This is a genomic window from Rhizobacter sp., from assembly GCF_032229685.1.
Classification (GTDB): Bacteria; Pseudomonadota; Gammaproteobacteria; order Burkholderiales; family Burkholderiaceae_C; genus LMDS01.
In genome coordinates this window covers 235,841-262,205 of the sequence record NZ_JAVTWP010000020.1, presented here as the reverse complement: position 1 = coordinate 262,205, position 26,365 = coordinate 235,841, and the positions used below count along the sequence as shown (strand labels likewise).

The 26,365-nt window shown below is 67.4% G+C and carries 26 protein-coding genes, 1 other RNA gene, 1 pseudogene and 1 riboswitch; of the genes and pseudogenes, 11 read left to right on the top strand and 17 right to left on the bottom strand.

Going from position 1 to position 26,365, the window contains the following annotated elements:
* From hscB to uvrB, 6 genes are all read right to left on the bottom strand, one after another.
* Entirely contained in the window at positions 1 to 519 is a 519-nt protein-coding gene (hscB, locus tag AC30PD_RS09570; RefSeq protein ID WP_489535422.1) for a Fe-S protein assembly co-chaperone HscB, read from the bottom strand.
* A gap of 54 nt (positions 520 to 573) precedes the next feature.
* Positions 574 to 897, bottom strand: coding sequence for an iron-sulfur cluster assembly protein IscA (gene iscA, locus AC30PD_RS09565; protein ID WP_489535421.1), 324 nt, complete (start codon positions 895 to 897; stop codon positions 574 to 576).
* A 4-nt stretch (positions 898 to 901) separates the two neighbouring features.
* Positions 902 to 1,318, bottom strand: coding sequence for a Fe-S cluster assembly scaffold IscU (gene iscU / locus AC30PD_RS09560; protein ID WP_489535420.1), 417 nt, complete (start codon positions 1,316 to 1,318; stop codon positions 902 to 904).
* Positions 1,319 to 1,340: 22 nt separating this feature from the next.
* Positions 1,341 to 2,561: an IscS subfamily cysteine desulfurase gene (locus AC30PD_RS09555; protein ID WP_489535419.1), complete on the bottom strand. Its 1,221-nt coding sequence runs from the start codon at positions 2,559 to 2,561 to the stop codon at positions 1,341 to 1,343.
* A gap of 51 nt (positions 2,562 to 2,612) precedes the next feature.
* Positions 2,613 to 3,146, bottom strand: coding sequence for a Fe-S cluster assembly transcription factor (locus AC30PD_RS09550; protein WP_489535418.1), 534 nt, complete (start codon positions 3,144 to 3,146; stop codon positions 2,613 to 2,615).
* A 166-nt stretch (positions 3,147 to 3,312) separates the two neighbouring features.
* Entirely contained in the window at positions 3,313 to 5,418 is a 2,106-nt protein-coding gene (gene uvrB / locus AC30PD_RS09545) for an excinuclease ABC subunit UvrB (RefSeq protein WP_489535417.1), read from the bottom strand.
* A gap of 99 nt (positions 5,419 to 5,517) precedes the next feature.
* Here uvrB and AC30PD_RS09540 point away from each other — a divergent pair, with 99 nt between their 5' ends.
* The 5 genes from AC30PD_RS09540 (at position 5,518) to AC30PD_RS09520 (ending at position 10,196) form a co-directional block, all read left to right on the top strand.
* Positions 5,518 to 6,720, top strand: a complete 1,203-nt coding sequence (locus tag AC30PD_RS09540; protein ID WP_489535416.1) for an amino acid aminotransferase — start codon at positions 5,518 to 5,520, stop codon at positions 6,718 to 6,720.
* 200 nt (positions 6,721 to 6,920) lie between these two features.
* The gene (locus AC30PD_RS09535) at positions 6,921 to 8,270 is read left to right on the top strand and encodes a polyhydroxyalkanoate depolymerase (RefSeq protein ID WP_489535415.1); all 1,350 of its coding nucleotides are present in this window, start codon (positions 6,921 to 6,923) and stop codon (positions 8,268 to 8,270) included.
* A gap of 4 nt (positions 8,271 to 8,274) precedes the next feature.
* A complete protein-coding gene (gene rsxB, locus AC30PD_RS09530) occupies positions 8,275 to 8,847 on the top strand; it encodes an electron transport complex subunit RsxB (RefSeq protein ID WP_489535414.1) in 573 nt (190 codons plus the stop codon).
* Positions 8,844 to 9,506, top strand: a complete 663-nt coding sequence (gene nth / locus AC30PD_RS09525) for an endonuclease III (RefSeq protein WP_489535413.1) — start codon at positions 8,844 to 8,846, stop codon at positions 9,504 to 9,506. The genes rsxB and nth overlap by 4 nt, the downstream gene beginning before the upstream one ends.
* Before the next feature lie 48 nt (positions 9,507 to 9,554).
* Entirely contained in the window at positions 9,555 to 10,196 is a 642-nt protein-coding gene (locus tag AC30PD_RS09520) for a GAF domain-containing protein (protein WP_489535412.1), read from the top strand.
* On the opposite strand, the gene AC30PD_RS09515 is transcribed toward AC30PD_RS09520, so the two are convergent.
* The 10 genes and pseudogenes from AC30PD_RS09515 to AC30PD_RS09470 all read right to left on the bottom strand — a co-directional run bounded on the left by AC30PD_RS09515 (position 10,153) and on the right by AC30PD_RS09470 (position 19,855).
* Positions 10,153 to 10,719: a histidine phosphatase family protein gene (locus AC30PD_RS09515; RefSeq protein ID WP_489535411.1), complete on the bottom strand. Its 567-nt coding sequence runs from the start codon at positions 10,717 to 10,719 to the stop codon at positions 10,153 to 10,155. The two genes, AC30PD_RS09520 and AC30PD_RS09515, sit on opposite strands and share 44 nt — an antisense overlap.
* Complete coding sequence (locus AC30PD_RS09510) at positions 10,719 to 11,516, bottom strand: adenosylcobinamide-GDP ribazoletransferase (protein ID WP_489535410.1); 798 nt, start codon at positions 11,514 to 11,516, stop codon at positions 10,719 to 10,721. Before AC30PD_RS09510 ends, AC30PD_RS09515 begins: the two co-directional genes overlap by 1 nt.
* Positions 11,513 to 12,556 (bottom strand): nicotinate-nucleotide--dimethylbenzimidazole phosphoribosyltransferase, encoded by a 1,044-nt coding sequence (cobT, locus tag AC30PD_RS09505; protein WP_489535409.1) that lies wholly within the window; start codon positions 12,554 to 12,556, stop codon positions 11,513 to 11,515. Before cobT ends, AC30PD_RS09510 begins: the two co-directional genes overlap by 4 nt.
* Positions 12,553 to 14,019 carry a cobyric acid synthase gene (locus AC30PD_RS09500; RefSeq protein WP_489535408.1) on the bottom strand — a complete coding sequence of 489 codons (1,467 nt, stop codon included), beginning with the start codon at positions 14,017 to 14,019 and terminating at the stop codon, positions 12,553 to 12,555. Before AC30PD_RS09500 ends, cobT begins: the two co-directional genes overlap by 4 nt.
* Entirely contained in the window at positions 14,016 to 14,723 is a 708-nt protein-coding gene (locus AC30PD_RS09495; protein WP_489535407.1) for a Dph6-related ATP pyrophosphatase, read from the bottom strand. The genes AC30PD_RS09500 and AC30PD_RS09495 overlap by 4 nt, the downstream gene beginning before the upstream one ends.
* Positions 14,723 to 15,436, bottom strand: a pseudogene (locus AC30PD_RS09490) (ABC transporter ATP-binding protein); the annotation flags it as partial. The gene AC30PD_RS09495 and the pseudogene AC30PD_RS09490, both read right to left, overlap by 1 nt.
* Positions 15,437 to 15,489: 53 nt before the next feature.
* Positions 15,490 to 16,506, bottom strand: coding sequence for a FecCD family ABC transporter permease (locus tag AC30PD_RS09485; protein ID WP_489535406.1), 1,017 nt, complete (start codon positions 16,504 to 16,506; stop codon positions 15,490 to 15,492).
* Positions 16,506 to 17,381 carry an ABC transporter substrate-binding protein gene (locus tag AC30PD_RS09480; RefSeq protein WP_489535405.1) on the bottom strand — a complete coding sequence of 292 codons (876 nt, stop codon included), beginning with the start codon at positions 17,379 to 17,381 and terminating at the stop codon, positions 16,506 to 16,508. The genes AC30PD_RS09485 and AC30PD_RS09480 overlap by 1 nt, the downstream gene beginning before the upstream one ends.
* Positions 17,378 to 17,947: a bifunctional adenosylcobinamide kinase/adenosylcobinamide-phosphate guanylyltransferase gene (locus AC30PD_RS09475; protein ID WP_489535404.1), complete on the bottom strand. Its 570-nt coding sequence runs from the start codon at positions 17,945 to 17,947 to the stop codon at positions 17,378 to 17,380. The genes AC30PD_RS09480 and AC30PD_RS09475 overlap by 4 nt, the downstream gene beginning before the upstream one ends.
* A gap of 3 nt (positions 17,948 to 17,950) precedes the next feature.
* Entirely contained in the window at positions 17,951 to 19,855 is a 1,905-nt protein-coding gene (locus tag AC30PD_RS09470; RefSeq protein WP_489535403.1) for a TonB-dependent receptor domain-containing protein, read from the bottom strand.
* A gap of 72 nt (positions 19,856 to 19,927) precedes the next feature.
* A riboswitch (cobalamin riboswitch) is annotated at positions 19,928 to 20,178 on the bottom strand.
* Between the two features lie 48 nt (positions 20,179 to 20,226).
* On the opposite strand from AC30PD_RS09470, the gene AC30PD_RS09465 reads away from it, so the two are divergent.
* The 5 genes from AC30PD_RS09465 (at position 20,227) to AC30PD_RS09445 (ending at position 22,345) form a co-directional block, all read left to right on the top strand.
* On the top strand, positions 20,227 to 20,469 hold the full coding sequence (locus AC30PD_RS09465; RefSeq protein ID WP_489535402.1) for a cell division protein ZapB: 243 nt from the start codon (positions 20,227 to 20,229) through the stop codon (positions 20,467 to 20,469).
* Positions 20,466 to 20,783 (top strand): cell division protein ZapA, encoded by a 318-nt coding sequence (locus AC30PD_RS09460; protein ID WP_489535401.1) that lies wholly within the window; start codon positions 20,466 to 20,468, stop codon positions 20,781 to 20,783. Before AC30PD_RS09465 ends, AC30PD_RS09460 begins: the two co-directional genes overlap by 4 nt.
* Before the next feature lie 29 nt (positions 20,784 to 20,812).
* A non-coding RNA gene (gene ssrS / locus AC30PD_RS09455) (6S RNA) lies at positions 20,813 to 20,993 on the top strand.
* A 60-nt stretch (positions 20,994 to 21,053) separates the two neighbouring features.
* The gene (locus AC30PD_RS09450; protein ID WP_489535438.1) at positions 21,054 to 21,515 is read left to right on the top strand and encodes an EVE domain-containing protein; all 462 of its coding nucleotides are present in this window, start codon (positions 21,054 to 21,056) and stop codon (positions 21,513 to 21,515) included.
* Complete coding sequence (locus tag AC30PD_RS09445; RefSeq protein WP_489535400.1) at positions 21,512 to 22,345, top strand: sulfite exporter TauE/SafE family protein; 834 nt, start codon at positions 21,512 to 21,514, stop codon at positions 22,343 to 22,345. Before AC30PD_RS09450 ends, AC30PD_RS09445 begins: the two co-directional genes overlap by 4 nt.
* 38 nt (positions 22,346 to 22,383) lie before the next feature.
* Here AC30PD_RS09445 and AC30PD_RS09440 read toward each other — a convergent pair whose 3' ends face one another.
* Entirely contained in the window at positions 22,384 to 23,433 is a 1,050-nt protein-coding gene (locus AC30PD_RS09440) for a sensor domain-containing diguanylate cyclase (RefSeq protein ID WP_489535399.1), read from the bottom strand.
* 435 nt (positions 23,434 to 23,868) lie between these two features.
* Between AC30PD_RS09440 and nirB the strand changes: the two genes are divergently transcribed.
* A complete protein-coding gene (gene nirB, locus AC30PD_RS09435) occupies positions 23,869 to 26,337 on the top strand; it encodes a nitrite reductase large subunit NirB (RefSeq protein ID WP_489535398.1) in 2,469 nt (822 codons plus the stop codon).
* The last annotated feature ends 28 nt before the right edge of the window (positions 26,338 to 26,365 follow it).

The window sequence follows — 26,365 nt, the reverse complement described above, 5'->3', positions numbered from 1 at the left end:
CTATTGTCCCAGCGCGTCGAGACGCTGATCGATGTCGTGCGCAAAGCGCTCGCTGAACATGAGGGCTCTGACCTGCTGCGCGGCGGCGGCGTGGTCGTGGGTGGTGTCGAGTGTCTGTTCGAGCCGCGCCAAGCCATCGCGGCGATGGCGCCTCAACTCTTCGTGCAGCGCCTCGACCGCGTCGACACCGCGCGCCTCGTCGAGCGCCTCGCGCCATTCCATTTGCTGCATCAGAAAACCCGCCGGCATGGCCGTGTTGCTTTCGGCTTCGATGGGCGCACCGTTCAACTCGCACAGGTAGGCCGCGCGCTTCAGCGGGTCCTTGAGGCGCTGGTAGGCCTCGTTCACGCGCACGGCCCACTGCATCGCCACGCGCTGCGCGGCCGCGCCTTGCGCCGCGAACTTGTCGGGGTGCACTTCGGTCTGCAAGGCGCGCCAGCGCGTGTCGAGCGCGCCCGGGTCGAGCGCAAAGCGCCGGGCCAGACCGAACAGTTCGAAATCGTCACTGTCGAGTTTCATGAACAAAAAAATGCGCGACCGTGGCCGCGCGTTTTCCTCGTTGAGGCAGCGTCGTCAAACGCGGAACGACTCTCCGCAACCGCAGCGGTCTTTCTCGCGCGGGTTGTGGAACTTGAAGCCTTCGTTCAGGCCTTCGCGCACGAAGTCGAGCTCGGTGCCGTCGATGTAGGGCAGGCTTTTCGGGTCGACCAGCACCTTCACGCCGTGGCCTTCGAAGATCACGTCTTCAGGCGCGAATTCGTCGGCGTATTCGAGCTTGTAGGCCAGGCCAGAGCAGCCGGTGGTCTTCACGCCCAGGCGCACACCCACGCCCTTGCCACGCTTGCCGATGTAGCGCGTGACATGGCGGGCCGCCGCTTCGGTCAGGGTAACGGCCATGGAATCAATGCGCCTTTGCTGCAGCGGCGCTGGCCGCCCCGGTCGTCTTGGCCTTGTAGTCGTTCACTGCGGCCTTGATCGCGTCTTCGGCCAGGATCGAGCAGTGGATCTTGACGGGCGGCAGCGCCAGCTCTTCGGCGATGTGCGTGTTCTTGATCGTCAGCGCTTCGTCGAGCGACTTGCCCTTGACCCACTCGGTCACGAGCGAGCTCGAAGCGATGGCCGAACCGCAGCCGTAGGTCTTGAACTTCGCGTCTTCGATCAGCCCGGTTTTCGGGTTCACCTTGATCTGCAGTTTCATCACGTCGCCGCACGCGGGTGCGCCGACCATGCCGGTGCCGACGGTGTCGTCGCCCTTGTCGAAAGAACCCACGTTGCGCGGGTTTTCGTAATGCTCGACCACTTTTTCGCTGTATGCCATGTCGTACTCCTGAACTATTTTTTTAGTGCTCAGCCCACTGGATGGTGCTGATGTCGATGCCTTCCTTGTGCATGTCCCAGAGCGGCGACAGGTCACGCAGCTTGGCGACACGGTCTTTCAAGGTGGTCACCACGTAGTCGATCTCTTCGACGGTCGTGAAGCGGCCGATGGTCATGCGCAGGCTCGAATGCGCCAGTTCGTCGCTGCGGCCGAGCGCGCGCAGCACGTAGCTCGGCTCCAGGCTGGCCGACGTGCAGGCCGAGCCCGATGACACCGCAATGCCCTTGATGCCCATGATCAGCGACTCGCCTTCGACGAAGTTGAAGCTCATGTTCACGTTGTGCGGCACGCGCTGCTCGGCGTGGCCGTTCAGATAAGTCTGCTCGATGTCTTTCAGGCCGTTGATCAGGCGCTGCTGCAGCATGCGGACACGGTCGCGCTCTTCGTGCATTTCGAGCTTGGCGATGCGGAACGCCTCGCCCATGCCGACGATCTGGTGCGTGGCCAGCGTGCCCGAGCGCATGCCGCGTTCGTGGCCACCGCCGTGCATCTGTGCTTCGATGCGCACACGTGGCTTGCGGCGCACGTAGAGCGCGCCGATGCCCTTGGGGCCGTAGGTCTTGTGCGAGGCCAGGCTCATCAGGTCGACCGGCAGGCTCGCCAGGTCGATGTCGACCTTGCCGGTGGCTTGCGCGGCATCGACGTGGAAGATGATGCTGCGCTCGCGGCACATCTTGCCGATGGCCACGATGTCCTGGATCACGCCGATCTCGTTGTTCACGAACAGCACCGAAACCAGGATCGTGTCGGGGCGGATCGCCGCCTGCAGCTTGGCCAGGTCGACGAGGCCGTCTTCCTGCACATCGAGATACGTCACCTCGAAACCCTGGCGCTCCAGTTCACGCATGGTGTCGAGCACGGCCTTGTGCTCGGTCTTCAGCGTGATCAGGTGCTTGCCGCGGGTCTTGTAGAACTGCGCCGCGCCCTTGAGCGCGAGGTTGATCGATTCGGTGGCGCCCGAAGTCCACACGATCTCGCGCGGGTCGGCCCCGACCAGCGCGGCCACATGCTCGCGCGACTTCTCGACGATGGCCTCGGCTTCCCAGCCCCACGCGTGGCTGCGCGACGCCGGGTTGCCGAAGTGCTCACGCAGCCAGGGGATCATCGCGTCGACGACGCGCTGGTCCACCGGCGTGGTGGCGCCATAGTCCATGTAGACGGGGAAGTGCGGGGTCATGTCCATGAGGGGGTCGCCCCGGCGAAGCGGCAAAGCCGCGCCGCCGGGCTGGCTGATTTACTTGTTGAAGGCTGCCCCGAGCGCGAACACCGAGTTCGGCGCGGTGATCTTGATCGGCTTGACCACGGGCTGCGACGAGATCGCGCGCTTGACGGGGTGCTCTTCGATCGACACGCCCTTGGCGATCTGCTCGTCGACGAGCTTGCGCAGCGAAACCGAGTCGAGAAACTCGATCATCTTCGAGTTCAGGCTCGCCCACAGGTCGTGAGTCATGCAGCGGCCAGAGTCGTCGCCCATGCAGTTTTCCTTGCCGGCACAGCCGGTGGCGTCGATCGGCTCGTCGACCGCCACGATGATGTCGGCCACGGTGATCTCTTCAGCCTTGCGACCGAGCGAATAACCGCCGCCCGGGCCGCGCGTGCTCTCGACGAGCTCGTGGCGGCGCAGTTTGCCGAACAACTGCTCCAGGTACGACAGCGAAATCTGCTGGCGGCCACTGATGGCGGCCAGGGCAACCGGCCCGGAGTGCTCGCGCAGCGCAAGGTCGATCATGGCAGTGACCGCAAAACGGCCTTTGGTGGTCAGACGCATTCAATTCTCCTAAAGCCTGGGTGGACAGAGCAGCTAAGAACACTTTCAGCCGCCCGACCATCTCGGTGAGGGATAACCCTCGAACTAACCCGAGTAGATTGGTCGAGTATAGCCGAAGCCGAGTAATTCGGTCGGGATGGGGCGGGTTAGTTCCCCTGACTTCGACTCAGGCTTGAATCGGCACCACGTTGTCGCCCCCTGCTGCACCGAACGCCTGCTCACGCAGCAGCGCCAGCTGGTCGCGTACCCGCGCCGCCTTTTCGAACTCGAGGTTCCGGGCGTGGTCGAGCATCTGCTTCTCGAGCAGCTTGATGCGCTTGCCGAGGTCTTTTTCGCTCAGCGCTTCGATGGCCAATGCTTCGTTGGTCGCCTTCAGGTCGTCCTTGGCGCCCTTCTCGCTGTACACGCCGTCGATCAGGTCACGCACCTTCTTCACCACGCTGCGTGGCGTGATGCCTTCGGCCAGGTTGTGGGCGATCTGTTTCGTGCGGCGGCGCTCGGTCTCGTCGAGCGCCTTGCGCATCGAGTCGGTCACCTTGTCGGCATACAGGATCGCGCGGCCGTTCAGGTTGCGCGCCGCGCGGCCGATGGTCTGGATCAGGCTGCGCTCGGAACGAAGGAAACCTTCCTTGTCGGCGTCGAGGATCGCCACCAGCGACACCTCGGGGATGTCGAGCCCCTCGCGCAGCAGGTTGATGCCGACGAGCACGTCGAAGGTGCCGAGCCGCAGGTCGCGCAGGATCTCGACGCGCTCGACGGTGTCGACGTCGCTGTGCAGGTAACGCACCTTCACCCCGTTGTCGCTCAGGTAGTCGGTGAGCTGCTCGGCCATGCGTTTGGTCAGCGTCGTGATCAGCACACGCTCGCCGGCGTCGACGCGGACGCGGATCTCCTGCAGCACGTCGTCGACCTGGTTCGTGGCCGGCCGCACCTCGACCTCGGGGTCGACCAACCCGGTCGGCCGCACCAGCTGTTCGACCACCTGCCCCGCGTTCTGCTGCTCGTAGGTGGCGGGCGTGGCCGAGATGAACATCACCTGGCGCATCTTCTTCTCGAATTCCTCGAACTTCAGCGGCCGGTTGTCGAGCGCGCTCGGCAGGCGAAAGCCGTATTCGACCAGCGTGGTCTTGCGCGCGCGGTCGCCGTTGTACATGCCGCCGAACTGGCCAATCAGCACGTGGCTCTCGTCGAGGAACATCAGCGCGTCGTCGGCCAGGTAGTCGACCAGCGTCGACGGCGGCTCGCCCGGCGCGGCGCCCGACAAGTGGCGCGTGTAGTTCTCGATGCCCTTGCAGTGGCCGATCTCCTGCAGCATCTCGAGGTCGAAGCGCGTGCGCTGCTCGAGCCGCTGCGCTTCGACGAGCTTGCCGTTGGCCACCAGCTCGGCCAGCCGCGTGCGCAACTCGTCCTTGATGGTGGCGATCGCATCCACCACCTTCTCGCGCGGCGTCACGTAGTGGCTGCTGGGGTAGACGGTGAAGCGCGGGATCTTCTGGCGGATGCGCCCGGTCAGCGGGTCGAAGAGCTGCAGCGACTCGACCTCGTCGTCGAACAGTTCGATGCGGATCGCGAGCTCGGAATGCTCGGCCGGGAACACGTCGATCGTGTCGCCACGCACGCGGAACGTGCCGCGGCTGAAGTCGGTGTCGTTGCGCTGGTACTGCATGCGGATCAGCTGCGAGATCACGTCGCGCTGGCCCGCCTTGTCGTGCACGCGCAGCGTCATCACCATCTGGTGGTACGCGCTCGGGTTGCCGATGCCGTAGATGGCCGAGACGCTGGCCACGATCACCACGTCGCGACGCTCCAGCAGGCTCTTGGTGGCCGAGAGGCGCATCTGCTCGATGTGCTCGTTGATCGCGCTGTCTTTCTCGATGAACAGATCGCGCTGCGGCACGTAGGCCTCGGGCTGGTAGTAGTCGTAGTAGCTGACGAAGTACTCGACCGCGTTCTTCGGAAAGAACTCGCGGAACTCGCTGTACAGCTGCGCCGCCAGCGTCTTGTTGGGCGCGAACACGATCGCCGGGCGGCCCATGCGCGCGATCACGTTGGCCATGGTGAAGGTCTTGCCCGAGCCGGTCACGCCCAGCAGCGTCTGGAAGCTCAGCCCGTCGTTCAGGCCTTCGACCAGTTGTGCGATGGCAGCCGGCTGGTCACCCGCCGGCGGGTAAGGCTGGTACAGCTGGAACGGGGAATCGGGGAAGCTGACGAACGTGCCTTCGGGCGCGGCCGCAGCGGCATCGGGTTCGATCACTTCGGACAGCTCGGCCATGGCAGATAAAATCTCCGGGTTACCTCTAGGTGCCAGCGCACAGCGCAACCGCACACGTTAACGCAAACGCTCTCGCCCATCTACTGACAAGGACTGACCATGTCTTCGCTCTTCGCCGCCGTTGAAATGGCCCCCCGCGACCCGATCCTCGGCCTGAACGAGCAGTTCAACGCCGACCCGAATCCGGCCAAGGTCAACCTCGGCGTCGGCGTGTACTTCGACGAAACCGGCAAGCTGCCGCTGCTCAAGTGCGTGCAGGAAGCCGAGAAGATGATGATGGAAGCGCCCAAGGCAAGAGGCTACCTGCCGATCGACGGCATTGCCGCCTACGACAAGGCGGTGCAGGGCCTCGTGTTCGGCGCCGACAGCGCGGCCGTGAAGGCCGGCCGCATCGCGACCGTGCAGGCGCTCGGCGGCACGGGCGGGCTGAAGATCGGTGCCGATCTGCTCAAGCGCCTGAACCCCGGCGCCAAAGTGCTGATCAGCGACCCGAGCTGGGAAAACCACCGCGCGCTGTTCGAAGGCGCCGGCTTCGCGGTCGAGTCGTACGCCTACTATGACGCGGCCCACCGCGGCGTCGACTTCGACGGCATGCTCGCCGCCCTGAACGGCGCGGCGCCCGGCAGCATCGTCGTGCTGCACGCGTGCTGCCACAACCCGACCGGCTACGACATCTCGCTCGACCAGTGGGCTCAGGTGATCAAGGCGGTGGCGGCACGCGGCCTGGTGCCCTTTCTCGACATGGCCTACCAGGGCTTCGGCGAAGGCATCGCGGAAGACGGCGCCGTGGTCGGCCTGTTCATGGCCGCCGGGCTCGACTTCTTCGTCGCCACCAGCTTCTCGAAGAGCTTTTCGCTCTACGGCGAGCGTGTCGGCGCACTCAGCGTGGTCTGCGCCTCGAAAGACGAAGCCGACCGCGTTCTGAGCCAGTTGAAGCGGGTGATCCGCACCAACTACTCCAACCCGCCCACCCATGGTGCACAGGTGGTGGCGATGGTGCTCACCACGCCGTCGCTGCGGGCGATCTGGGAAGAAGAACTCGCCGGCATGCGCGTTCGCATCAAGCAGATGCGCGTCGCGCTGCAAGACAAGCTGGTGGCCGCCGGCGTGAAGCAGGACATGAGCTTCATCACTCGCCAGAAGGGCATGTTCAGCTACTCCGGGCTGGGCAAGGAGCAGATGCAGCGCCTGCGCAACGAGTTCGGCATCTATGGCGTCGACTCGGGCCGCATCTGCGTCGCCGCGCTCAACGGCAAGAACATCGACGCGACCGTAGCGGCCATCGTCAAGGTCTCGGTCTGACCGGCAGCGCGGCTGCATTCCATTGCAGCCGCGCCACCCCGCCCCGCCGAAACAGGCACCAGAGTGGCCCGAATGTGCACTGATTCGGGTTTGCGCGGACTTTCGCGCGCCTGCAAGATCGTGCGCACCGACTAGAATGCTGCATTGCACCAATAGTCCGCCCGGCATGGCCGGCGCCGATTCACTCACCGGGTCTTCCGATGCTGTATCAGCTGTATGAATCGCAACGTGCGTTGCTGAGCCCGTTCGCGGAATTCGCGAGCGCCACCTCCAAGCTGTACAATCACCCGCTCTCGCCGTTCGCGCACACGCCCGGCGCCCAACGTGTTTCGGCCGGGCTCGACCTGATGCACCGGCTCTCGAAAGAGTATGAAAAGCCCGAGTTCGGCATCAACTCGGTCAAGGTCAACGGCGTCGACGTGGCCGTGCAGCAGCAGGTGACGATCGACAAGCCGTTCTGCCGGCTGCTGCGTTTCAAGCGCTTCACCGACGACCTGCCGATGCTCACGCGCATGAAAGACCAGCCGACGGTGCTGGTCGTGGCGCCCTTGTCGGGCCACCACTCCACGCTCTTGCGCGAGACCGTGCGCGAGCTGTTGAAGGACCACAAGGTCTTCATCACCGACTGGACCGACGCGCGCATGGTGCCCGTCGGTGCCGGCGCTTTTCACCTCGACGACTACATCGCCTACGTGCAGGAGTTCATCCGCCACATCGGGCCCGAGGTGAACGTGATCTCGGTCTGCCAGCCCACCGTGCCGGTGCTCGCCGCGATCTCGCTGATGGCGAGCAACGGCGAGACCACGCCACGCACCATGACGATGATGGGCGGCCCGATCGACGCGCGCTTGAGCCCCACCGCCGTCAACAACCTGGCCACGAACAAGCCCTATTCCTGGTTCGAGAGCAACGTGATCTACCGCGTGCCGACCAACTTCCCCGGCGCCGGGCGCGCGGTCTACCCGGGTTTCCTGCAGCACACCGGCTTCGTGGCAATGAACCCCGACCGCCACATGAGCTCGCACTACGACTACTTCCTGGATCTCGTGCGTGGCGACGACAGCAGCGTCGAGTTCCACCGCGACTTCTACGACGAGTACAACGCGGTGCTCGACATGCCCGCCGAGTACTACCTCGACACCATCAAGACCGTGTTCCAGGACTTCGCGCTCGTCAACGGCACCTGGAAGGTCGGCGGCCAGCTGGTGCGCCCGCAAGACATCAAGGGCACCGCGCTGCTGACGATCGAAGGCGAGCTCGACGACATCTCGGGCGCCGGCCAGACCCGCGCCGCGCACGGCCTGTGCACCGGCATCCCGAAAGAGCGCCAGTTCCATTACGACGCGATCGGTGCCGGACACTACGGCATCTTCTCGGGCCGGCGCTGGCGCGAAAAGGTCTACCCGACCGTGCGCGAGTTCATCGCCAACCACCAGGGCGCTGCGGCCGCGCCGAAGAAACGCGCGCCCAAGGCCATCGCCGCGCCCACCCCACGAAGCGCTGCGCCCAAAGCAGCGCCTGCCAAGAAGGCCGTGCGCCGGGCGCGATAAGGCCGTGACGCCGGGCGACATCGCTGCGCTCGCGGCGGCGCTCGACGCGGCGCTGCCGCAAACGCAGTGCACCCGCTGCGGTTACCCCGACTGCCGCCGCTACGCCGAGGCGATCGCTGCCGGCGAAGCCCCGATCAACCAGTGCCCGCCCGGGGGTGCTGAAGGCGTCACGCGGCTGGCGCGCATCGCCGGCCTGCCGGAGCTGCCTCTGAACCCGCAGAACGGCGTGGAAGCCCCGCGCCAGCTCGCCGTGATCGACGAAGCCTGGTGCATCGGTTGCACGCTGTGCATCAAGGCCTGCCCGGTCGATTGCATCGTGGGCGCACCGAAGCAGATGCACACCGTGATCGATGCACAGTGCACCGGCTGCGAGCTGTGCCTGCCGGCCTGCCCGGTCGACTGCATTTCACTCGTGCCACAGACCGGCTCGCGCACCGGCTGGGCCGCGTGGAGCGAACCGCTCGCGTTGGCCGCACGCGAGCGCTACGGCTTTCGTCAATTCAGGGTCGAGCGTGAAAGGACGGAAGCGGAACAGCGACTGAACCAAATGTCGCCCAGCCAGAGCCGACGGCCATGAACGACGCCAACGTCTACAACTTCTTCGCCACACTGCGCGCCGCGAACCCGAGCCCGCAGACCGAGCTCGAATACACCAGTGTGTTCGAGCTGCTGGCCGCCGTGCTGCTGTCGGCCCAGGCCACCGACGTGGGCGTGAACAAGGCGACGCGCCGGCTCTTCGTCGTCGCGAACACGCCGGCGCAGATCGTCGCGCTGGGGCTCGACGCGCTCACCGAACACATCCGCACCATCGGCCTGTTCCGCAACAAGGCGAAGAACCTGCTCGAAACCAGCCGGATCCTCGTCGAGCGCCACGGCTCGCGGGTGCCGCGCACGCGCGAGGCGCTCGAAGCCTTGCCCGGCGTCGGCCGCAAGACCGCCAACGTGGTGCTCAACGTGGCGTTCGGCGAGCCGACCATGGCGGTCGACACGCATCTGTTCCGCCTGGGTAACCGCACTGGGCTCGCACCGGGTGCGAACGAGCTGGCCGTCGAGAAGAAGCTGCTCGAGCGCATCCCGGCCGAATTTCTGGTCGACGCGCACCACTGGCTGATCCTGCATGGCCGCTACGTCTGCCAGGCGCGCCGGCCGCTGTGCGAACAGTGCAGCGTGCTGCGCTACTGCGACACTGGCCCGGCGTTTCTGGCCGAGCGTGGCGTCGAGCCAAGCGTGTCTTAGTGGCGCATAAATGCTGTTCGCCGCGCAGGTGCCGTTTCATAATTCGCCATGGGTGAGCAAGAAGACCTGCAGGTGATTTCGGGGCGCCTCGAACGCGGCGAGATCGACAGCGCGCAGTTCCTCGAGCAGTTCACCCGCTTCGTCGCCACCCAGATCGGCTGCTCGCGGGCAGGGGTGCGTGTTTTTGTCGACACCGCCGAAGGCCGCGCCTTGCGAAGCGTCGCGATGTTCGACGCCGTTCAAGACCGCATGGTCACGGCCGTCGACATGCTGGGCGCCGGCAGCGGCCCGTACTTCGAGCACCTGTTGCGCGACGGCTTCGTCTCGGTGCCCGAAGCGCAGGCCGATCCGATCACGGCCGTCTTCATGGCCGGCTACCTGGGGCCGTCCAACGTGGCCTCGTTGATGGACATGTGTTTCGCCGTCAACGGCGAACTCTTCGGCACCTTCAGCTGCGAGCAGACCGGTGCGCCGGTCGAGTGGTCACAGCGGCAGATCCAGTCACTGCGCAAGATCGCGGCGCGCGCCAGCCTCACGCTGATGCACGTGGTCAGCGCCACCGTCGACACTGCGCCCGGCGCGCTCTGGGAAACGAGCACGCCGAACCGGCTGACGACGATGCCGATGCCGCTCGACCTGATCGAGGTCAAGGACCCGGGCGCGCCAGCAACACCCGGGTCGAGTAGCTGACAGCGCCCGGCCACTCGGCAGCGCTCGGCGCGCGCGAATCGCAGCGCTGCAGCCAGAGTGCCGCGCTGATCCAGCCGGCGTGACCCACCACGCTAGTTGGCGCTGCAGCGGCGTGCAGTTCGGCCAGCAGCGTGCCGCAACGCGACAGTAGTGCCGAGACCGACTCACCGCCGCCCGGCGCGAGTTCTGCGAAGGCTTCACACCAGGCACCGACGGCATCGGCGCCGATCGTGTCCCACGCCCGCCCGTCCCACTCGCCAAAGTCCATCTCGTCCAAGCGTGCATCGACGCGGTGTTGCCAGCCCCAGCCCGCAAGAACGCGGCCGACGCTCACCGCGCGCTGCAGGCGCGAGGTGAGCACCACACGCGGCGCGCCCTGCTGGCGCGCCCAGCGGCGAATCCGGTGCGCCAGGCGCTTGGCCTTGCGGCGGTCGACGCGCGCGTCGGTGCGGCCGATGCAACGGCCTTGCACGTCGATCGGCTTCGGGTGCCGCCACACCGCGAGTTCTGCCGTGCCGGCCATCAGGCGCCTGCCACACCCAGCCAGGCCAGCAAGGCCGCCAATTCGGTGAGCTGCTGCGTGGCACCGAGCGTGTCGCCGGTGTAGCCGCCGAGGCGCTGGCGGAACCAGCGCGTGCACCAGGCCGCCACAGCCACCACCGCCATCAGCCCGATCACGACTGCCGCCGGCACCGCCGGCTCGTGCCAGCGCTGCGCCGCCCAGACCAGCACCAGGCACAGCATGAACACCCAGCCCAGGGCCACGCCGAGCCCGGCGGCCGAGATGCGCTGCGCGAGCGGCTTCGCCTTGGCATGCTCCACGTCGCCGGCATACGGCAAACAGCGGATCAGTGCGACCGCCGCGGCGCGGCTGGCCGTGTGCGCGAACAACAGGGCCGGCACGGCCAGCGCCAGCGGCAAGGCCGTCAGCGTGGCGGCCTTCAGGCCCAGCATCAGCACCAGCCCCGCCGCGCCGTAGGTGCCGATGCGCGAGTCCTTCATGATGACGAGCGCCCGTTCGCGGCTGACACTCGCACCACCGCCGAGCGCGTCGCAGGTGTCGGCCCAGCCGTCTTCATGGAATGCCCCCGTGAAAAGCAAGGTCGCCGCCATCGACAAGCCAACCGCCACGGCGGGCGTAAACAACACCTCGCCCAACACAAGCACGAGCGCCGCGAGGGCGCCCACCAGCAGGCCGACTGCCGGGAAGTGCCGCGCACTCTGGTTCAGCCACTCGGGTTCGAAGCCGACCCACGCCGGGCTCGGCACGCGCGTCAGGAACTGCAGCGCGACGAAGAAGAGGCGCAGTTCGTGGATCACGGGCTCTCGCGCTTCGACACACCGGCCGACTCGAAACTGGCCATCTCGTTCAGCAGCCGCACCGCGCTCACGATCAGCGGCCAGGCCAGCACCGCGCCCGAACCTTCACCCAGCCGCAGGCCGAGGTCGAGCACGGCCTGCACGCCGAGGTGCTGCAGCATCAGGCGGTGCCCCGCTTCTTCGGACCGATGCGCGAACACGCAGTAGCCCAGCAGCTCGGGGGTGATCGTCGCGGCCACCAACACCGCCGCCCCGGCGATGAACCCGTCGACGACGACGAACCGGCGTTCGCTCGCGGCCTGCAACGCGGCGCCGGCCATCATCGCGATCTCGAAGCCGCCGAACGCCGCCAGCGCTTCGAGCGGCGTCTGCGCCAGCGCGTGGCGGTCCAGCACCGCGCGCAGCACCTGGCGTTTGTGCGCCAGGCCAGCGTCGTCGAGGCCGGTGCCGCGGCCGACGCAGGCGCTGATGTCGGCGCCTGCCAGCCGGGCCAGCAACAAGGCCGCGCTCGAGGTGTTGCCGATGCCCATCTCGCCGAGCAGCACCACATTGCCGGGCAGGCCACGAACGACAGCGCCGCCGCTGCGGATTGCCGCTGCGCACTGCGCGTGGGTCATGGCTTCGCCCTTCGAGGCATCGGCCGTGCCGAGGCCGATCTTCCGGTCGAGCAAGCCCGGGCGTGCAGCGAAGGTGTGGCGCACGCCCGCATCGACCACGGTGAGGGCCAGGCCGTGCTGACGCGCCAGCACGCTGACGGCGGCATCGCCCGCGAGAAAGTTCTCGACCATCTGCCAGGTCACGTCGCTCGGGTAGGCCGACACGCCTTGGGCGGCAAGGCCATGGTCGGCGGCGAACACCAGCACCTGCGGTTCGCGCAAGAGGGGTTGTTCGGTCTGCTGGACGAGGCCGATCTGCAGTGCCAGCGTTTCGAGCCGGCCGAGCGCACCCAGCGGTTTGGTCTTCTGGTCGAGCCGATGTTGCAGGCGCCGTGCAAGCGCACCGTCCTCGACCGGCGCGATCGGCGCAATGAGATCGTTCATGTCGTGCCCTCGGCGAGACGCATCAACGAGCCGGGCTCGAAGCGGGCGTCGATGAAATCGGCGAGGCCATCGAACACGGCATCGAGCGGCCTGAACGTGGCGCCGAAGAGCACGCGCATCACGTCAGCCGACTCGAACAGACCATGCGCGTACACGCCCAGCACCGTGCCCCGTTGCCAGCCGATGGCTTCGCCTTCGTGGTTGCGCAAGGCCGCCACCGCGGCGGCGTGCGCCCGGGTCTGGCCGCAGCGGATCTCGTAGCCGTCGAACGCGACTCCGGCGAGCGCCGACCAGTTGCCCTCGGGCGCATCGAAGCGCGCACGCGTATGGCGCAGTGACTTTGCCGCCTCGAAGTGGGTGTCGATAGGCAGCAACGACAGCCCGTCGCTCCGGCCACCCGCGTGGCCTTCGATTCCGTGCGGGTCGAGCAGTTGGCACCCGAGCATCTGCAGGCCGCCACAAATGCCCAGCACCCGCCCTCCTCGCGCGGCATGGCGCTGCACAGCCTCGCCCATGCCAGTGGCGCGCAGCCACTCGAGGTCGGTGCCAGTGCGCTTGGAGCCGGGCAGCACGATCCAGTCGGCACCATCGAGCTCGGCCGCACTTCGTGCCCAGCTCAGACGAACACCCGTGCAGTGGCGCAGCGGCTGAAACTCGTCGAGGTTGCTGATCTGCGGGTACGCCACGACCGCAACTCGAACGCCGCCTTGCGCGACGCCGCTTATGCCGTCGAAGACGCCGTCTTCTTCAGGCAGACCGTGGCCGCGCCACATCGGCAAGACCGCGAGCGTGGGCACGCCCGTGAGTTGCTGCAACTGCTCGGGGCCGGGCGCGAGCAAGGCTGCATCGCCGCGAAACCGGTTCAACACATAACCCCGAATCAGCGCGCGTTCCGCCGCCGGCAAGAGCTGGTGCGTGCCGTAGAGGTGGGCGAAAGCGCCGCCACGGTCGATGTCGGTCACCAGCAGGCAGGCGGCGCGGGCGTGCAAGGCCGTTCGCATGTTGACGTAGTCGCTCGTGTGCAGGTTGATCTCGGCCGGCGAGCCCGCCCCTTCGATCACGACCAGGTCGTGTTCATTCCTCAACGCGTCGAGCGCGTCGCGTGCGTGCGGCCACAAGTGCTCGCTGCGCTCGCGCCAGGGCACGGTGGCGAGATCGGGGCGCACCCGGCCCATCACGACCACCTGGCTGCCCGTGTCGTTCTCGGGCTTGAGCAGGACCGGGTTCATGCGCACCTCGGGCAGCGCACGCGCAGCCAGCGCCTGGAAGTACTGCGCGCTGCCGATCTCGCCCAGCGCACCCTCGGTGGCCGGCACCACGCGCGCGTTGTTGCTCATGTTCTGCGCCTTGAAAGGCGCAACCTTCAACCCTTGCCGCGCGTACCAGCGGCACAACGCCGTCGCGAGCCAGCTCTTGCCGGCGCCGCTGGTCGTGCCCAGCACCATCACGACGCGCGCGGTCATGGCCAGCCCGGCGAGGCAACCCGGTGCCACGCGGGCACGAACGTCTGAAAGACGAACTCGGTCGGCGCCCAGGGTGGCACCGATCGCACACGGCGTTGCGCGGCGTTTTGAATTGGCAGCTCGTGCGCGAAACCGGGGCCACCGAAAACGAAGGTGTGGAACTCGCCGTCCTCGCCACACGGGCACACGCCTTCGGGCAGGCGAGCCAGAAAGGCGGCGTCGTAGTCGACACCACAGAAGCTCGCGTCGAGCCAGCGTGTGTCGACGCAGACGGTGCGGGCGCGAATGCCGCGCGCAACGATCTCTTCTGCCAGCGCAGCGCGCGGCTGCCCCCAGAGCGGGAACACGGCGAGCAGGCCGGCGCGTTCGCATTCCGGTTCGATCCAGTCGCGGTGGGCGGCGAGGTCGATGTCGCCGAACACCATGTGCGTGTGGCCGCTGTCGCGCAGGCTCCGCAAGGCCGAACCAAAAGCCTGCGCGTACTCGCCCGGGGCCACGTTCACCGGCAGCCATTCACCGCCGATGGCGCACAGCTGCGCTTCGACCAGCGCCGGCGGCAAGGCGTGTGACTTGCTTGTGCCGTCGGCATCGCACATCGTCACGAAGCTGGTCACGGCCAGCCCTTGTTCGCAGGCGCGCAGCCAGGCCAGGCAAGAGTCTTTGCCGGCGCTCCAGCTGATGGCGGCTCGGGCTTGTGTCTGCATCACAGCTCCAGATGCGGCACCGCGACCCAGCGCGATTCGAAAGGCACGATGCGGATCGCGCTGCCAAACACATTCACCAGCGCTGTGTGCAGCGCCGCGTGGTCGCGCGAACCTGCGGCGACGATGCGGCCGCGGTCCATCACGATCAGCCGGTCGGCGAGCAGCGCGAGCGACAGGTCATGCAACACGCTGACCACGGTCACGCCGGCGCGCACCTGGCGCTGCACGAGCCGCACCAGCGCCACCTGGTGGGGCGGGTCGAGGTGCGTCGTGGGTTCGTCGAGCAGCAGCCAGGGTGCGTCGACCGCGAGCGCGCGGGCCAACAGCACGCGCTGCCGCTCGCCGCCCGACAGCTCGTGCAGTCGGCGCTGTTGCCAGGCCGTGCATTCGGCATCGGCCATCGCCCGGTCGACACGGGCTTCGTCTTCGGCCGTGGGCGCCGTGAACAAGCCGAGCCGCGGCAAACGCCCGAGGTGCACGACCTCACGCACCGTGAGTTCGCCGCTGGCTTTGCCCTGCTGCGCCAGCCATGCCATCTGCATCGCACGCTCGCGCGGCGGCCACAGCGCGAGTGGCTTGCCGTTCAGCTGCACTTCGCCGGCATCGGGTTTCTGCAAGCCCGCGAGCACGCGCAGCAAGGTCGACTTGCCAGCGCCGTTCGGGCCGACGATGGCCGTCCAGCCGGGTTGCAAGGCCAGGCTGACACCGGCCAGCGCCTGCGTGCTGCCGAGCCGCACACTCAGGTGGTGGGCAGTCAACGAGGCCGTCATGACACCCGCCGGTGCAGCAGCCAAACCAGGTATCCGCCGCCCAGCAAGGCGGTCAGAACACCGACCGGCACTTCCTGCGGCGCGATCAGTGTGCGTGCGAGCACGTCGGCCATCAGCAGCAGCGTGCCGCCGGCGGCCGCACTGGCCACCAGAGTGAAGCCATGGGTGGCCGGCGCAAAGCGGCGCACCAGGTGGGGCGACACGAGGCCGACAAAAGCGATCAAGCCCGACTGCGACACCGCCAGCCCGGTCGCCAGTGCCAGCGCCGTCACGAGCGCCAGCCGAATGCGTGGCAGCGCCAGGCCGAGGCTGAGTGCGCTGTCGACGCCGAGCGTCAGCGCGTCGAGCGTGCGTGCGAGCCGCCAGCTCACCGGCAGCGTGAGCGCCAGGCCGATGGCGAGCGCGACACAACTGCTCCAGCCCAGAAAGCCGGTGGCGCCAAGCATGAACGCTTGTTTGCCGCGCAAGGCGTCGGGTGCGGCGGCGGTGACAAGATCGTTCACCGCCGAGAGCACCACGCCGACCACCACGCCGGCCAGCAGAAGACGCGAGGTCTGCTGCGCCCCACGAGCCAGCGCCAGCGTGAGCATGACACCGAGCAAGGCGCCCAAGAAGGCTGCGCCGACCAGCCCGAAGCGGGCCAGCGCGTCGGCCGTGGCCAGGCTGATGGCGTGGCCGCCGAGCGCGCTGGCGGCGAGCACCAGAACCACGCCGAGCGAGGCGCCCGACGCCGAACCGAGCAGGTACGGGTCGGCCAGCGGGTTGCGGAACAGGCCTTGTGCCACCGCACCGGCCAGACCGAGCAGCGCACCCGTCAACCACGCACCCAGGGTTCGTGGCGCGCGGATCTCGCCGATGATGAGCGCGCCGTCGGGCCCGCTCCAGGTGCGCAGCAGATCCCGCCACGACCAGCCTTCGCTGCCGGCCGCCAGGCCCGCAGCGAGCAGCAGCAACGTGAGCAACGCCAGCCCAAGGGCGAGGCGCTGGCGGCGCTGGCGGTCGGGCTCGTGCATCAGCGCACTTTCGAGATCGCGACCAGGCAGTCGGCCAGCGCGAGTGCGGCTTCGCCCATGCGCGGGCCGGGCCGGATCAGCAGTTCGTAGCGGTCGACGCCGAAGCCGCAGCTGTGCCCGGCCTTGAGCGCACGCAGCGTGGCCCAGCCCGGGCGGCGTGGCATGTCGGCGAGGTTGCGGTCGTTGGCCATCACGATGTCGGGCTGCAGGCGCACCACGTATTCCGGGTTCAGCTTGGGGAACGGCCCGAGCTCGGCCGGCACCGCGTTGGCCAGGCCGAGGCGGGCCAGCGTTTCGCCGATGAACGAGCCGGCGCCGGCCGCATAGGGCGTGGCGTCCACCTCGAAGTACACCTTGCGGCCGCGCAGCGCAGGCGGCACACGCTCGCTGGCGACCTGCATATCGCGTTCGATCGCAGACGACACCCGATCGGCTTCGGCCGGTGTGCCGAGCATCAGCGCCAGCAGCACGAGGGTGCGTTTCACGTCGGCGTGGTCACGCGATTCGAGCACCAGCACTTTCAGGCCGAGCGCTTCGAGCCGGTCGATCACGCGGGCGGACGCCGAGAGCAACACCACGTCGGGCCGCAGCGCCACGATGCGCTCGATCTGCGCGTCGTCGAGGCCACCGAGCTTGGGCAGTGCGATCACGCTGACCGGTGAATTCGAGAACCGGTCGGTGCCGACCAAACGCGCGCACGCACCGAGCGCACACACGCTTTCGGTGAGAGACGGCAGCAGGCTCACGATGCGTTGCGGAGGCGCCGGCAGCACGAGCGTGGCGCCGCGGTCGTCGCGCAATGTGATCTGGGCCACCGCGAGCATCGGAAACAGCAACGCAGCCAGCAGGGCGACAGAGGCAAAGCGCGTTTTCATGCGGCAGCTCGTTTGACCGGCACTTCGATGCCGGCCACCATCAGCGTCACGTTCGTGCAGGTGGCTGCCACCGACTGGTGCAACCAGCCGAGGCCGTCGACAAAGGCGCGCGCCTCGGGCGAGATCGGCGAGACGCCGAGGCCGATCTCGTTGGACACCAGCAGCACCGGGCCGCGAGCGGCCCGCAAAGCGGCGCAGAGCGACTCGCGCGCGTCGGCCCAGCCGGCCGGCGGCAACACGCTGCCGGCCACCGGCATCACGAGGTTGGTCCACCACAAGGTCAGGCAGTCGATCACCACCAGGCGCTGCGGCGCGCTGTGCTCGCGCATGGCGCCTGCCAGGTCGAGTGGCACTTCGAGCGTGCCGAGACCGGGCACGTGAGAAGCGCGATCGGCCTTGTGCCGGCCGATGCGCGCGCGCATCTCGTCGTCGAGAGCCTGCGCCGTGGCCAGCAGCAAGGCCGAGTGGCCGGGCCGCGCGAGCCACGCCACGGCACGCGCTTCGGCGCAGCGCGACTTGCCGCTGCGCTGGCCACCGAGGATCAACTCATGCGCGGCCACGGGCACCGCTCACAGGCCGCGGCCGTCGAAGCGCACACCGATCCAGGCCTGGCGGCCGAGCGCCTGGTAGTCGCGCGTCGGCTCGTAGTCGCGCCCGGTCGCGTTCAGCAGCTTCGCTTCCAGTTGCCATTGCGGTGCGAAGCGCCAGCGCGCGCGCAGGTCGAGGGTTTCGTAGCTGCCGAGCCGCCTGTTGCCTTCCGGCCGTTCGCCCACCGCGAGCAGCGCGGCGCCAAAGCTGTACGGTCCCATGTCGTAGTCGGCGCTGAGGCTTTCCTGGTGTGCCGCGCGGCGGGTCAGCCGGGTCTTCGCATCGGTGTCTTGTGCGTCGAGCACATCGAGCGTGGCGGCGACGCGCAGGCTGCCGAAGCGGTGCGAGCCCGACAGCGTGGCGCCCTGCATGCGCGCGTTGCCGATGTTGCGCGCACAACCGAAGGCATAGGCCGGGTCGGCCGGGCAGTTCGGCGGCGTGGGGTCGGGCTCGTAAGCGATCAGATCGCGCACGCGGTTGCGGTACACGCTGGCGGCGAGTTCGCTGCCGGCCTCGCGCCAGGTCAGCCCCAGCTCGATGCTGCGGCCACGCTCGGCGCTGACGCTGTCGACGCCGTAGCCGGGGTAGTACAGCTCGTTGAAACTCGGCGCGCGGAAAGTGTTGCCGGCCAGGGCGCGCACGCGCGTGTTCTTCGCGACCTCCATGCTCCAGCCAAGCCGCCCGGTGGTGTTGTTGCCGTAGACGGAGTTGTTGTCGTGGCGCACGTCGGCTTGCAGCACGTGCGCGCCGAACTGGCCGGTGTATCCGAGCACGAGCGCGTTGTTGTCACGCTTCACGTGGGCGACATAATCTTCGCCCTGGGCCTTCTCTCGCAGGTGTTCGTAGGCGAAGACGAGCTGCTGGCCGGCCAGGGGCGTCCAGGCGTTCTGCCAGGTGAACTGCTCGCGCTGGGTGCGATAGCGTGACTTCACCGTGCCTCCGCTGACCAGGTCGTCGTCGTTGTGGGCGAGTTGAGCACTGGTCGTCCAGGCCGGCGTGATCACGCCGCGGTAGTCGAGCGACACCACGTCGTTCTTCAGCTTGCCGCGGAAGTCTGGCGTGGCGTCCTGGTTGAAACCGTTGGAGGCCAGGAACTCGCTGGCGTCGTACTGCGAATCGAGCTTGGCGTGGTTCCAGCTCAGGCCGATGCGGTGACCGGCCGCCGGCGTGTAGCCGAGTTTGAACAAGGCGCTGTCGCGCTTGTAGCCGTCACGGTCGGGGTTGTAGTTGCCGAACTGATCACCCGGCCGCAAGGCGGAGACGCCGCGGCTGCTGTCGCGCGCCAGCGAGACGGCGTAGTCGAAGCCCTGCTGCGCGCCGCTGACCCCGAGGCCGGCTTCGTAGGAATGGTATGAGCCGACCGCTGCGTTGGCGTTGACGCGCGGGGCGCCTTCGCCCTGCGTGGTGAAGATCTGCACCACGCCGCCCACCGCGTCGGCACCGTAGAGGCTGGAGCCCGGCCCGCGCAGCACTTCGATGCGCTCGATCTGCGCGAGGCTGATGCCCTCGAACTGGGCCTGCCCGAGGGTGGCAGAACCGATGCGCACACCGTCGACCAGCACGACCACGCTGTTCGAGGCCGCGCCGCGAATGAAGGTGCTCGAACTCTTGCCGGGGCCGCCGTTGCGGCCGAGCTGCAGGCCGGCTTCGCGGCGCAGCAGGTCTTCGATGGAATCGGCGGTGCTGGATCGGATGCGCTCGGCATCGATCACGACCACGTCGGCGGTGACGCGGTCGAGTGGCTGCGGCTCGCGGCTGCCGCTCACGACGATGGGTTGCAGCGTGGTCTGAGCCGAAGCGGTTGCCGCAAAAGCGGCGAGCAGGCACAGGCAGATCGGGCTGACGGCAGCCCGGGGCGCGCGTGGCGCCGAGAGAATGGAACGCATGGATGAATGACCCGGAACAGATGCAAACCACCCGCTTCCCCGCGGGTGCCTGCGGTATGAACGCGGCCCGAGGGCAGCGTCCGCGTGTTGGCCGGTATCCGGGCTGGCGGAACGACCCTGGCGACCTTCCCGAAAGCGCGAGCCTTCAGTGGTGTGTGCGCAAGAGCTGAAGCGCGCTCCGCGAGGAGCTTTGCTTCGTCCGCCGTACCGTTGCGGGGGCAGCGCAGATTCGGTTGCCACGACTGCACGTGACTTCCTTCTGCTTCCCGTTTAACTGTGTCGACATGAACGCCGACACGGGCACCAACGCGCTCATTGTAAGCAGAGGCGACGCCTACAATCGCGGTTCTCGCCACGCCAGATCCCAAGCCATGTCGAAGATCGAAGAACTCGCCGACCGGGTCGAGCGCCTGCTTTTGCGCCACGAGGAACTGCAACGCACCAACGCGCTGCTCGAACAACAGCTCGGCACCGTGACCCACGAACGCGACAACCTGCGTTCGCGACTGAACGCGGCGCGCAGCCGGATCGATGCCCTGCTCGAACGCCTGCCCACCGAACAAGCGCCCGACGCCATGGCCACCGAACCCGACGGCACCGGGAGCAGCACATGAAGCAGATGGAAGTCACGATCCTCGGGCAAAGCTACATCCTGGGTTGCCCCGACGGCGGCGAGAGCGCCCTGCTCGAAGCCGTGAACAACGTCGACAAGGAAATGAGCGCGATCCGCGACGGTGGCAAGGTGAAAGCACGCGAGCGCATCGCCGTGCTGGCCGCACTGAACCTGGCGTACGCGCTGGCCGCCAGGCCGCCGGCGCGGGCCGCGGCGGCGGCAGCGAGCGGTGCCGGTGCCGGCAGCGATGTCGACGTCGACGCGCTGATCCGCCGCCTCGATCGGGCCCTCGGCGCCGATGGTCAATTGCTGTGACCGAAACAGCGCGCCCGCGTAGAATGAATTCGTCCGTCGCATTCGCGTGAGCTTTATATTTCCTTGAACCGATGCTCTTACGAGCAAGGGCTTGGAACATCGCTCGGCTGGTGTGATCGTCTCGCGTCAGATGAACCCGAAGCCCGGCTGACCTCGCCCACCTGAACTGCCTGGGTTCAGGAATGCGGCTCACGGCTCGCGGCGGACACCTTATTTGAACCAGACCAGAAGTTCCGAAGCGTGAACACACGCTCGCAGCAGGGGGCAACGATGTACTGGCTGATGAAGAGCGAGCCTTCGGAGTGCTCGATCGACGATCTCGCCGAAGCGCCGGCTCAGACCGTGCCCTGGGTCGGGGTGCGCAACTACCAGTCGCGTAACTTCATGCGCGACGACATGAAGATCGGCGATGGTGTGCTCTTCTATCACTCGAGTTGCCCAGAACCTGGCGTGGCCGGCCTCGCCACCGTGGCGAGTGCGGCCTACCCCGATGAAACCCAGTTCCAGCCGCGCAGCCCCTACTTCGACCCACGATCGGGCCATGCCGCGCCACGCTGGGTGCACGTCGACGTGAAGCTCGAGCGCAAGACGCGTCTGCTGTCGCTCGCGCAGATGCGTCTGGCGCCCGAACTCGCGACGATGCAGGTGCTGCGGCGCGGCAACCGGCTGTCGATCACGCCGGTCACGCCCGAAGAATGGTCGGCAGTGCTCGCGCTCCTGGGGCCTGGATGAGCTTTTTCGCCGAGGGTTCCGGGCTGGGTTGGCAGATCATCGTCGAGTTGTTGTTGCTGGGTTCGATCACCGGCTTCTTGGCCGGGCTGCTCGGCATCGGCGGCGGCATGCTGATGGTGCCTTTCGTGACGCTGCTGCTGTCGTCGAAGGCGGTTGCGCCGCAATACGTCGTGAAGATGGCGGTCGCCACCTCGCTCGCGACGATCCTCTTCACGTCGATCTCTTCGGTGCGCGCGCACCACCGGCGCGGCGTCGTGCGTTGGGACGTGGCGCGCCTGCTCGCGCCCGGCATCGTGCTCGGCTCGCTGCTCGGCGCGCAGGTCGCCAAGGCCCTGCCCGCGCAGGTGCTGGCCGTGCTGTTCGCGGTTTTCATCAGCTATTCGGCCACCCGCATCTTCCTGAAAAAAGCACCGAAGCCAACCCGGCAGTTGCCCGGGACGGCCGGCATGCTGGCCGCCGGCGGTGTGATCGGCACGCTCTCGGCGCTGGTGGGCGCCGGTGGCGCTTTTGTCTCGGTGCCGTTCATGACCTCACGCAACGTGCCGATCCACAACGCCGTGGCGACCTCATCGGCGCTGGGCCTGCCAATCGCCTTCGGCGGGACGGTCGGCTACGTGTACGCCGGCTGGTCGCTGCCCGACATGCCGGCCGGCACCCTCGGGTTCATCTACCTGCCAGCGCTGCTGACGATCGCGGCGGCCAGTGTGCTCACCGCGCCCATGGGCGCACGCGCCGCGCACCGGCTCGATGTGGGGCAACTCCAGCGGGCCTTCGCGGTGCTGCTGTATGCCCTCGCCGGCTACATGATCTACAAGGCTTTCAACGGCTGATGAGATGGGGCACCGGAAACCGGCGCTGGCCCGAGTGCTCAAGCCGCGCCGAGTTCGAAGCGGATGCTCGCCAGCGCCACGTGGTTGCCGCCCCGCTTGCGCGCCTCGGCAAGCGCCAGTTCGGCCGCGCCCATCAACTCGTCTTCGGTGTGCGCGGTGTGCGGGAAGCTCGCCACGCCCATCGACACGGTGAAGCCGAGATCGCGCCCGTCGAGCACGACGATCTGCGTGGCGCACTGCCGGCGCAGGCCCTCCATGCGCGAATGCGCGGTGGCCAGGCCCACGCCCGAGAGCAGCACCGCGAAGCGGTCTTCGTCGAGCCGGCACGAAGCGTCCATCGCCCGGGTGTTGCCACGCAGCAGGCGGCCGAGCGCTTCGAGCACACGGGTGCGCGCTTCGCTGCCGAGCGCGCGCACCGCGTCCGAGGCCGGGTCGAGCGCGATCGACACGAGCGCGAATTCACGGTGCTCTCGTGACGACAGGTCGACCTCGCGGCGCAGCTGATCGTCGAAGTGCAAACGCAGGTAGAGGCCGGTGGCGCCGTCACGCAGCGACTGGTCCTGGGTCTCGCTGCGCAGTTGTTCGGCCGCCACTTGCTGCGCTTCGATCTGCAGCAGCGCCTGCGCCAGTTGTTGTTCACGCTGGTGAGAGGCGGTGTTCTCGACCCACACCGACAGAAGATGCGAAGCCGCGGCACCGTCGGCACGCGGCACCACGACGCGGGTAACACTGAACTCGCGCTTCAGGCCGCGGCTTTCGAGCCGGTGCTCGCTCAGCGTGGGCGCCGCCTGCGCCAGCGCGGCCTGCTCGGCACTGCGAAAGGTGGCGGCCGGCCCCGGCGCCAGCAGGTCGGCGTCTGACAGCCCGACGAGTTGATCGGCCGGGCGGTCGAGCAACTCGGCCATGCGCCGGTTCACGTGCAGGTAACGCCCGTGCGCCGCGTCTTTCACGGCCAGCAGAACCTCGACACGGTCGAGCAGCTCGAGCAAGGCACCGCCGAAGGCGACCGGGTCAGCGCCCGTGGCGGCGCAAAGCTCGCGGGCCAGATCGGCGCGCGCAAGCGGTGTGGACGTAGTCGACTCGATCATGAACTCACAGTGAAGGCGCAACGCGGTGCCCGCGACACCGTTCTTTTGATCTTGGTCTTGGGCACTGCGCTTGGCAAGCGCAGCACAAGAGAAACGTGTTGTAACCCCCTAATTTGATGAAATCTTCACGCGCTTTTTGCAGGTGCGGTGGGCCGGGGTCGCCTCGGCGCGGCCTGCGGTCGCCCGAAAACGATGCCCTCGGCTGCACCGCCATCGGGCCCAGCCCGCAGATGGAAACGCCGTCGACGTCAAAACTCTGAAAGTGACTCACCGTCTCGGTGCATTGTTTATCTGACGCCTCGCGCCATCCGAGTTGCCTGCCCATCGACGGTGCGCTGCTGCACCGCAACATCACATTCGCTCGACCCCACGCTGGCACCTTGTTTGCGTTCTTTTTGGGCCGAAAGCCGCACGCCCGCGGCCGGGGACCGCCTGATGAAGAAGATGAAGCTCGTGATGATCGGCAACGGCATGGCCGGCGTGCGCACGCTCGAAGAACTGCTGAAGATTGCCCCCGATCTGTACGACATCACCGTGTTCGGCGCCGAGCCGCACCCGAACTACAACCGCATTCTGCTCAGCCCGGTGCTCGCCGGCGAGCAGACGCTCGAAGAGATCGTTCTCAACCCACTGGCCTGGTACGAAGAAAACAACATCAGGCTGCACCTGGGCAAGAAGGTCGCCGAAGTCGACCGCCGCCAGCGTGTAGTGCGCGCCGCCGATGGCACCGAAGAAGAGTACGACCGCCTGCTGATCGCCACCGGCTCGAACCCTTTCATCTTGCCGGTGCCGGGCAAGGACCTCGACGGCGTGATCGCCTACCGCGACATCGCCGACACCAACACGATGATCGAAGCCGCCGCGAAGTACAAACACGCGGTCGTGATCGGCGGTGGCCTGCTCGGCCTGGAAGCCGCCAATGGCCTGATGCTGCGTGGAATGCAGGTGACCGTGGTGCACATCATGCCGTGGCTGATGGAGCGCCAGCTCGACGAGGTGGCGGGCAAGCTGCTGCAGAAGTCGCTCGAAGACCGTGGCCTCAAGTTCCTGATCGGCGCGCAGACGCAGGAGTTGGTCGGCGGCAAGGACGGGCGTGTGATGGCCGTGCAGTTCAAGGACGGCATGGAGATCCCCGCCGACCTGGTCGTGATGGCCGCCGGCATTCGCCCCAACACCGAACTCGCGGTGAAAATCGGCTTGCACTGCGGGCCGCAGAACCGCGGTGGCATCGTCGTTTCCGACACGATGCAGACCATCACCGACCCGCGCATCTACTCGATCGGTGAATGCGCCGCGCACCGCGGCACCGTGTACGGCCTGGTCGCACCGCTCTTCGAGCAGGGCAAGGTCTGCGCGACGCACCTGGCCGAGTTCGGCATCGGCCGCTACACCGGCAGCCAGACCAGCACCAAGCTCAAGGTGACCGGCATCGACCTTTTCAGCGCCGGCAACTTCACCGGCGCGGCCTCGGGCCGCGCGGAGGACAGCGACTGCGAAGAGATCGTGATGAGCGACCCTTACGGCGGCGTCTACAAGAAGCTCGTCATCAAGGACGACAAGTTGATCGGCGCCTGCCTCTATGGCGACACGGTCGACGGCAGCTGGTACTTCAAGCTGCTGCGCGACGGCCGCTCGGTCAGCGACATTCGCGACAAGCTGATGTTCGGCGAGTCGAACATCGGCGACGTGGGCCACGAAGGCCACAGCAAGGCCGCCGCCATGCTCGACAGCGACGAGGTCTGCGGCTGCAACGGTGTCAACAAGGGCACGATCTGCAAGGTCATCAAGGAAAAGGGCCTGTTCACGCTCGAAGAGGTGCGCAAGCACACCAAGGCGAGTGCGTCGTGCGGCTCGTGCACCGGCCTGGTCGAGCAGTTGCTGATGTTCACGGCCGGCGGCGACTACTCGGCCACGCCGAAGAAGAAGGCCATGTGCGGCTGCACCGACCACAGCCACGGCGAGGTGCGCGAAGCCATCGTCGCGCAGAAGCTGCTCACGATCGACGGCGTGTACAAGACACTCGGCTGGCGCACACCCAACGGCTGCTCGAGCTGCCGCCCCGCCGTCAACTACTACCTGATCAGCAGCTGGCCCAAAGAGGCGAAAGACGACCCGCAGTCGCGCTACATCAACGAACGCAGCCACGCCAACATCCAGAAAGACGGCAGCTACAGCGTGATCCCGCGCATGTGGGGCGGCGAGACCACCTCGAGCGAGTTGCGCCGCATCGCCGATGCTGTCGACAAGTACAAGATCCCGACCGTGAAGGTCACCGGCGGCCAGCGCATCGACCTGCTCGGCGTGAAGAAGGAAGACCTCGTCAACGTGTGGAAAGACATCGGCATGCCGAGCGGCCACGCCTACGCGAAAGCACTGCGCACCGTGAAGACCTGCGTCGGCAGCGAGTGGTGCCGCTTCGGCACCCAAGACAGCACGCAGATGGGCAAGGACCTGGAACGCGCCATGTGGCGCATGTACGCACCGCACAAGGTCAAGTTCGCGGTCAGCGGCTGCCCGCGCAACTGCGCCGAGGCCGGCATCAAGGACGTGGGCATCATCGGCGTCGACTCCGGCTGGGAGATGTACGTGGCCGGCAATGGCGGCATCAAGACCGAGGTGGCGCACTTCTTCGTCAAGCTCAAGACCGCCGCCGAGGTGCTCGAATACACCGGCGCGTTCTGCCAGCTCTACCGCGAAGAAGGCTGGTACCTGGAACGCACGGTGCACTACGTGAACCGCGTCGGCCTCGACCACGTGAAGAAGAAGATCCTCGAAGACGCCGCCGGGCGCAAGGCGCTCTGGGAAAGGCTGCAGTTCTCGCTCGACGGCGAGCCCGACCCGTGGTTCGAGTTCGACAAGGCTTCGGTCGACACACGCCAGTTCCAGGCGCTCGCCGCGGTCTGAACTTCTTCCACGAACCGCACCGAGCCGA

Excerpts from the sequence above, each read along its gene's own strand:
- nth (WP_489535413.1), top strand. The coding sequence starts at position 8,844 with ATGAACGACGCCAACGTCTACAACTTCTTCGCCACACTGCGCGCCGCG.
- AC30PD_RS09480 (WP_489535405.1), bottom strand. The coding sequence starts at position 17,381 with ATGAAAACGCGCTTTGCCTCTGTCGCCCTGCTGGCTGCGTTGCTGTTT.
- AC30PD_RS09465 (WP_489535402.1), top strand. The coding sequence starts at position 20,227 with ATGTCGAAGATCGAAGAACTCGCCGACCGGGTCGAGCGCCTGCTTTTG.
- AC30PD_RS09500 (WP_489535408.1), bottom strand. The coding sequence starts at position 14,019 with ATGACCGCGCGCGTCGTGATGGTGCTGGGCACGACCAGCGGCGCCGGC.
- AC30PD_RS09460 (WP_489535401.1), top strand. The coding sequence starts at position 20,466 with ATGAAGCAGATGGAAGTCACGATCCTCGGGCAAAGCTACATCCTGGGT.
- AC30PD_RS09555 (WP_489535419.1), bottom strand. The coding sequence starts at position 2,561 with ATGGACATGACCCCGCACTTCCCCGTCTACATGGACTATGGCGCCACC.
- AC30PD_RS09550 (WP_489535418.1), bottom strand. The coding sequence starts at position 3,146 with ATGCGTCTGACCACCAAAGGCCGTTTTGCGGTCACTGCCATGATCGAC.
- AC30PD_RS09520 (WP_489535412.1), top strand. The coding sequence starts at position 9,555 with ATGGGTGAGCAAGAAGACCTGCAGGTGATTTCGGGGCGCCTCGAACGC.
- cobT (WP_489535409.1), bottom strand. The coding sequence starts at position 12,556 with ATGAACGATCTCATTGCGCCGATCGCGCCGGTCGAGGACGGTGCGCTT.
- iscU (WP_489535420.1), bottom strand. The coding sequence starts at position 1,318 with ATGGCATACAGCGAAAAAGTGGTCGAGCATTACGAAAACCCGCGCAAC.
- AC30PD_RS09495 (WP_489535407.1), bottom strand. The coding sequence starts at position 14,723 with ATGCAGACACAAGCCCGAGCCGCCATCAGCTGGAGCGCCGGCAAAGAC.
- AC30PD_RS09485 (WP_489535406.1), bottom strand. The coding sequence starts at position 16,506 with ATGCACGAGCCCGACCGCCAGCGCCGCCAGCGCCTCGCCCTTGGGCTG.
- hscB (WP_489535422.1), bottom strand. The coding sequence starts at position 519 with ATGAAACTCGACAGTGACGATTTCGAACTGTTCGGTCTGGCCCGGCGC.
- iscA (WP_489535421.1), bottom strand. The coding sequence starts at position 897 with ATGGCCGTTACCCTGACCGAAGCGGCGGCCCGCCATGTCACGCGCTAC.
- AC30PD_RS09445 (WP_489535400.1), top strand. The coding sequence starts at position 21,512 with ATGAGCTTTTTCGCCGAGGGTTCCGGGCTGGGTTGGCAGATCATCGTC.
- AC30PD_RS09515 (WP_489535411.1), bottom strand. The coding sequence starts at position 10,719 with ATGGCCGGCACGGCAGAACTCGCGGTGTGGCGGCACCCGAAGCCGATC.
- AC30PD_RS09450 (WP_489535438.1), top strand. The coding sequence starts at position 21,054 with ATGTACTGGCTGATGAAGAGCGAGCCTTCGGAGTGCTCGATCGACGAT.
- AC30PD_RS09540 (WP_489535416.1), top strand. The coding sequence starts at position 5,518 with ATGTCTTCGCTCTTCGCCGCCGTTGAAATGGCCCCCCGCGACCCGATC.
- nirB (WP_489535398.1), top strand. The coding sequence starts at position 23,869 with ATGAAGAAGATGAAGCTCGTGATGATCGGCAACGGCATGGCCGGCGTG.
- AC30PD_RS09470 (WP_489535403.1), bottom strand. The coding sequence starts at position 19,855 with ATGCGTTCCATTCTCTCGGCGCCACGCGCGCCCCGGGCTGCCGTCAGC.
- AC30PD_RS09440 (WP_489535399.1), bottom strand. The coding sequence starts at position 23,433 with ATGATCGAGTCGACTACGTCCACACCGCTTGCGCGCGCCGATCTGGCC.
- AC30PD_RS09535 (WP_489535415.1), top strand. The coding sequence starts at position 6,921 with ATGCTGTATCAGCTGTATGAATCGCAACGTGCGTTGCTGAGCCCGTTC.
- uvrB (WP_489535417.1), bottom strand. The coding sequence starts at position 5,418 with ATGGCCGAGCTGTCCGAAGTGATCGAACCCGATGCCGCTGCGGCCGCG.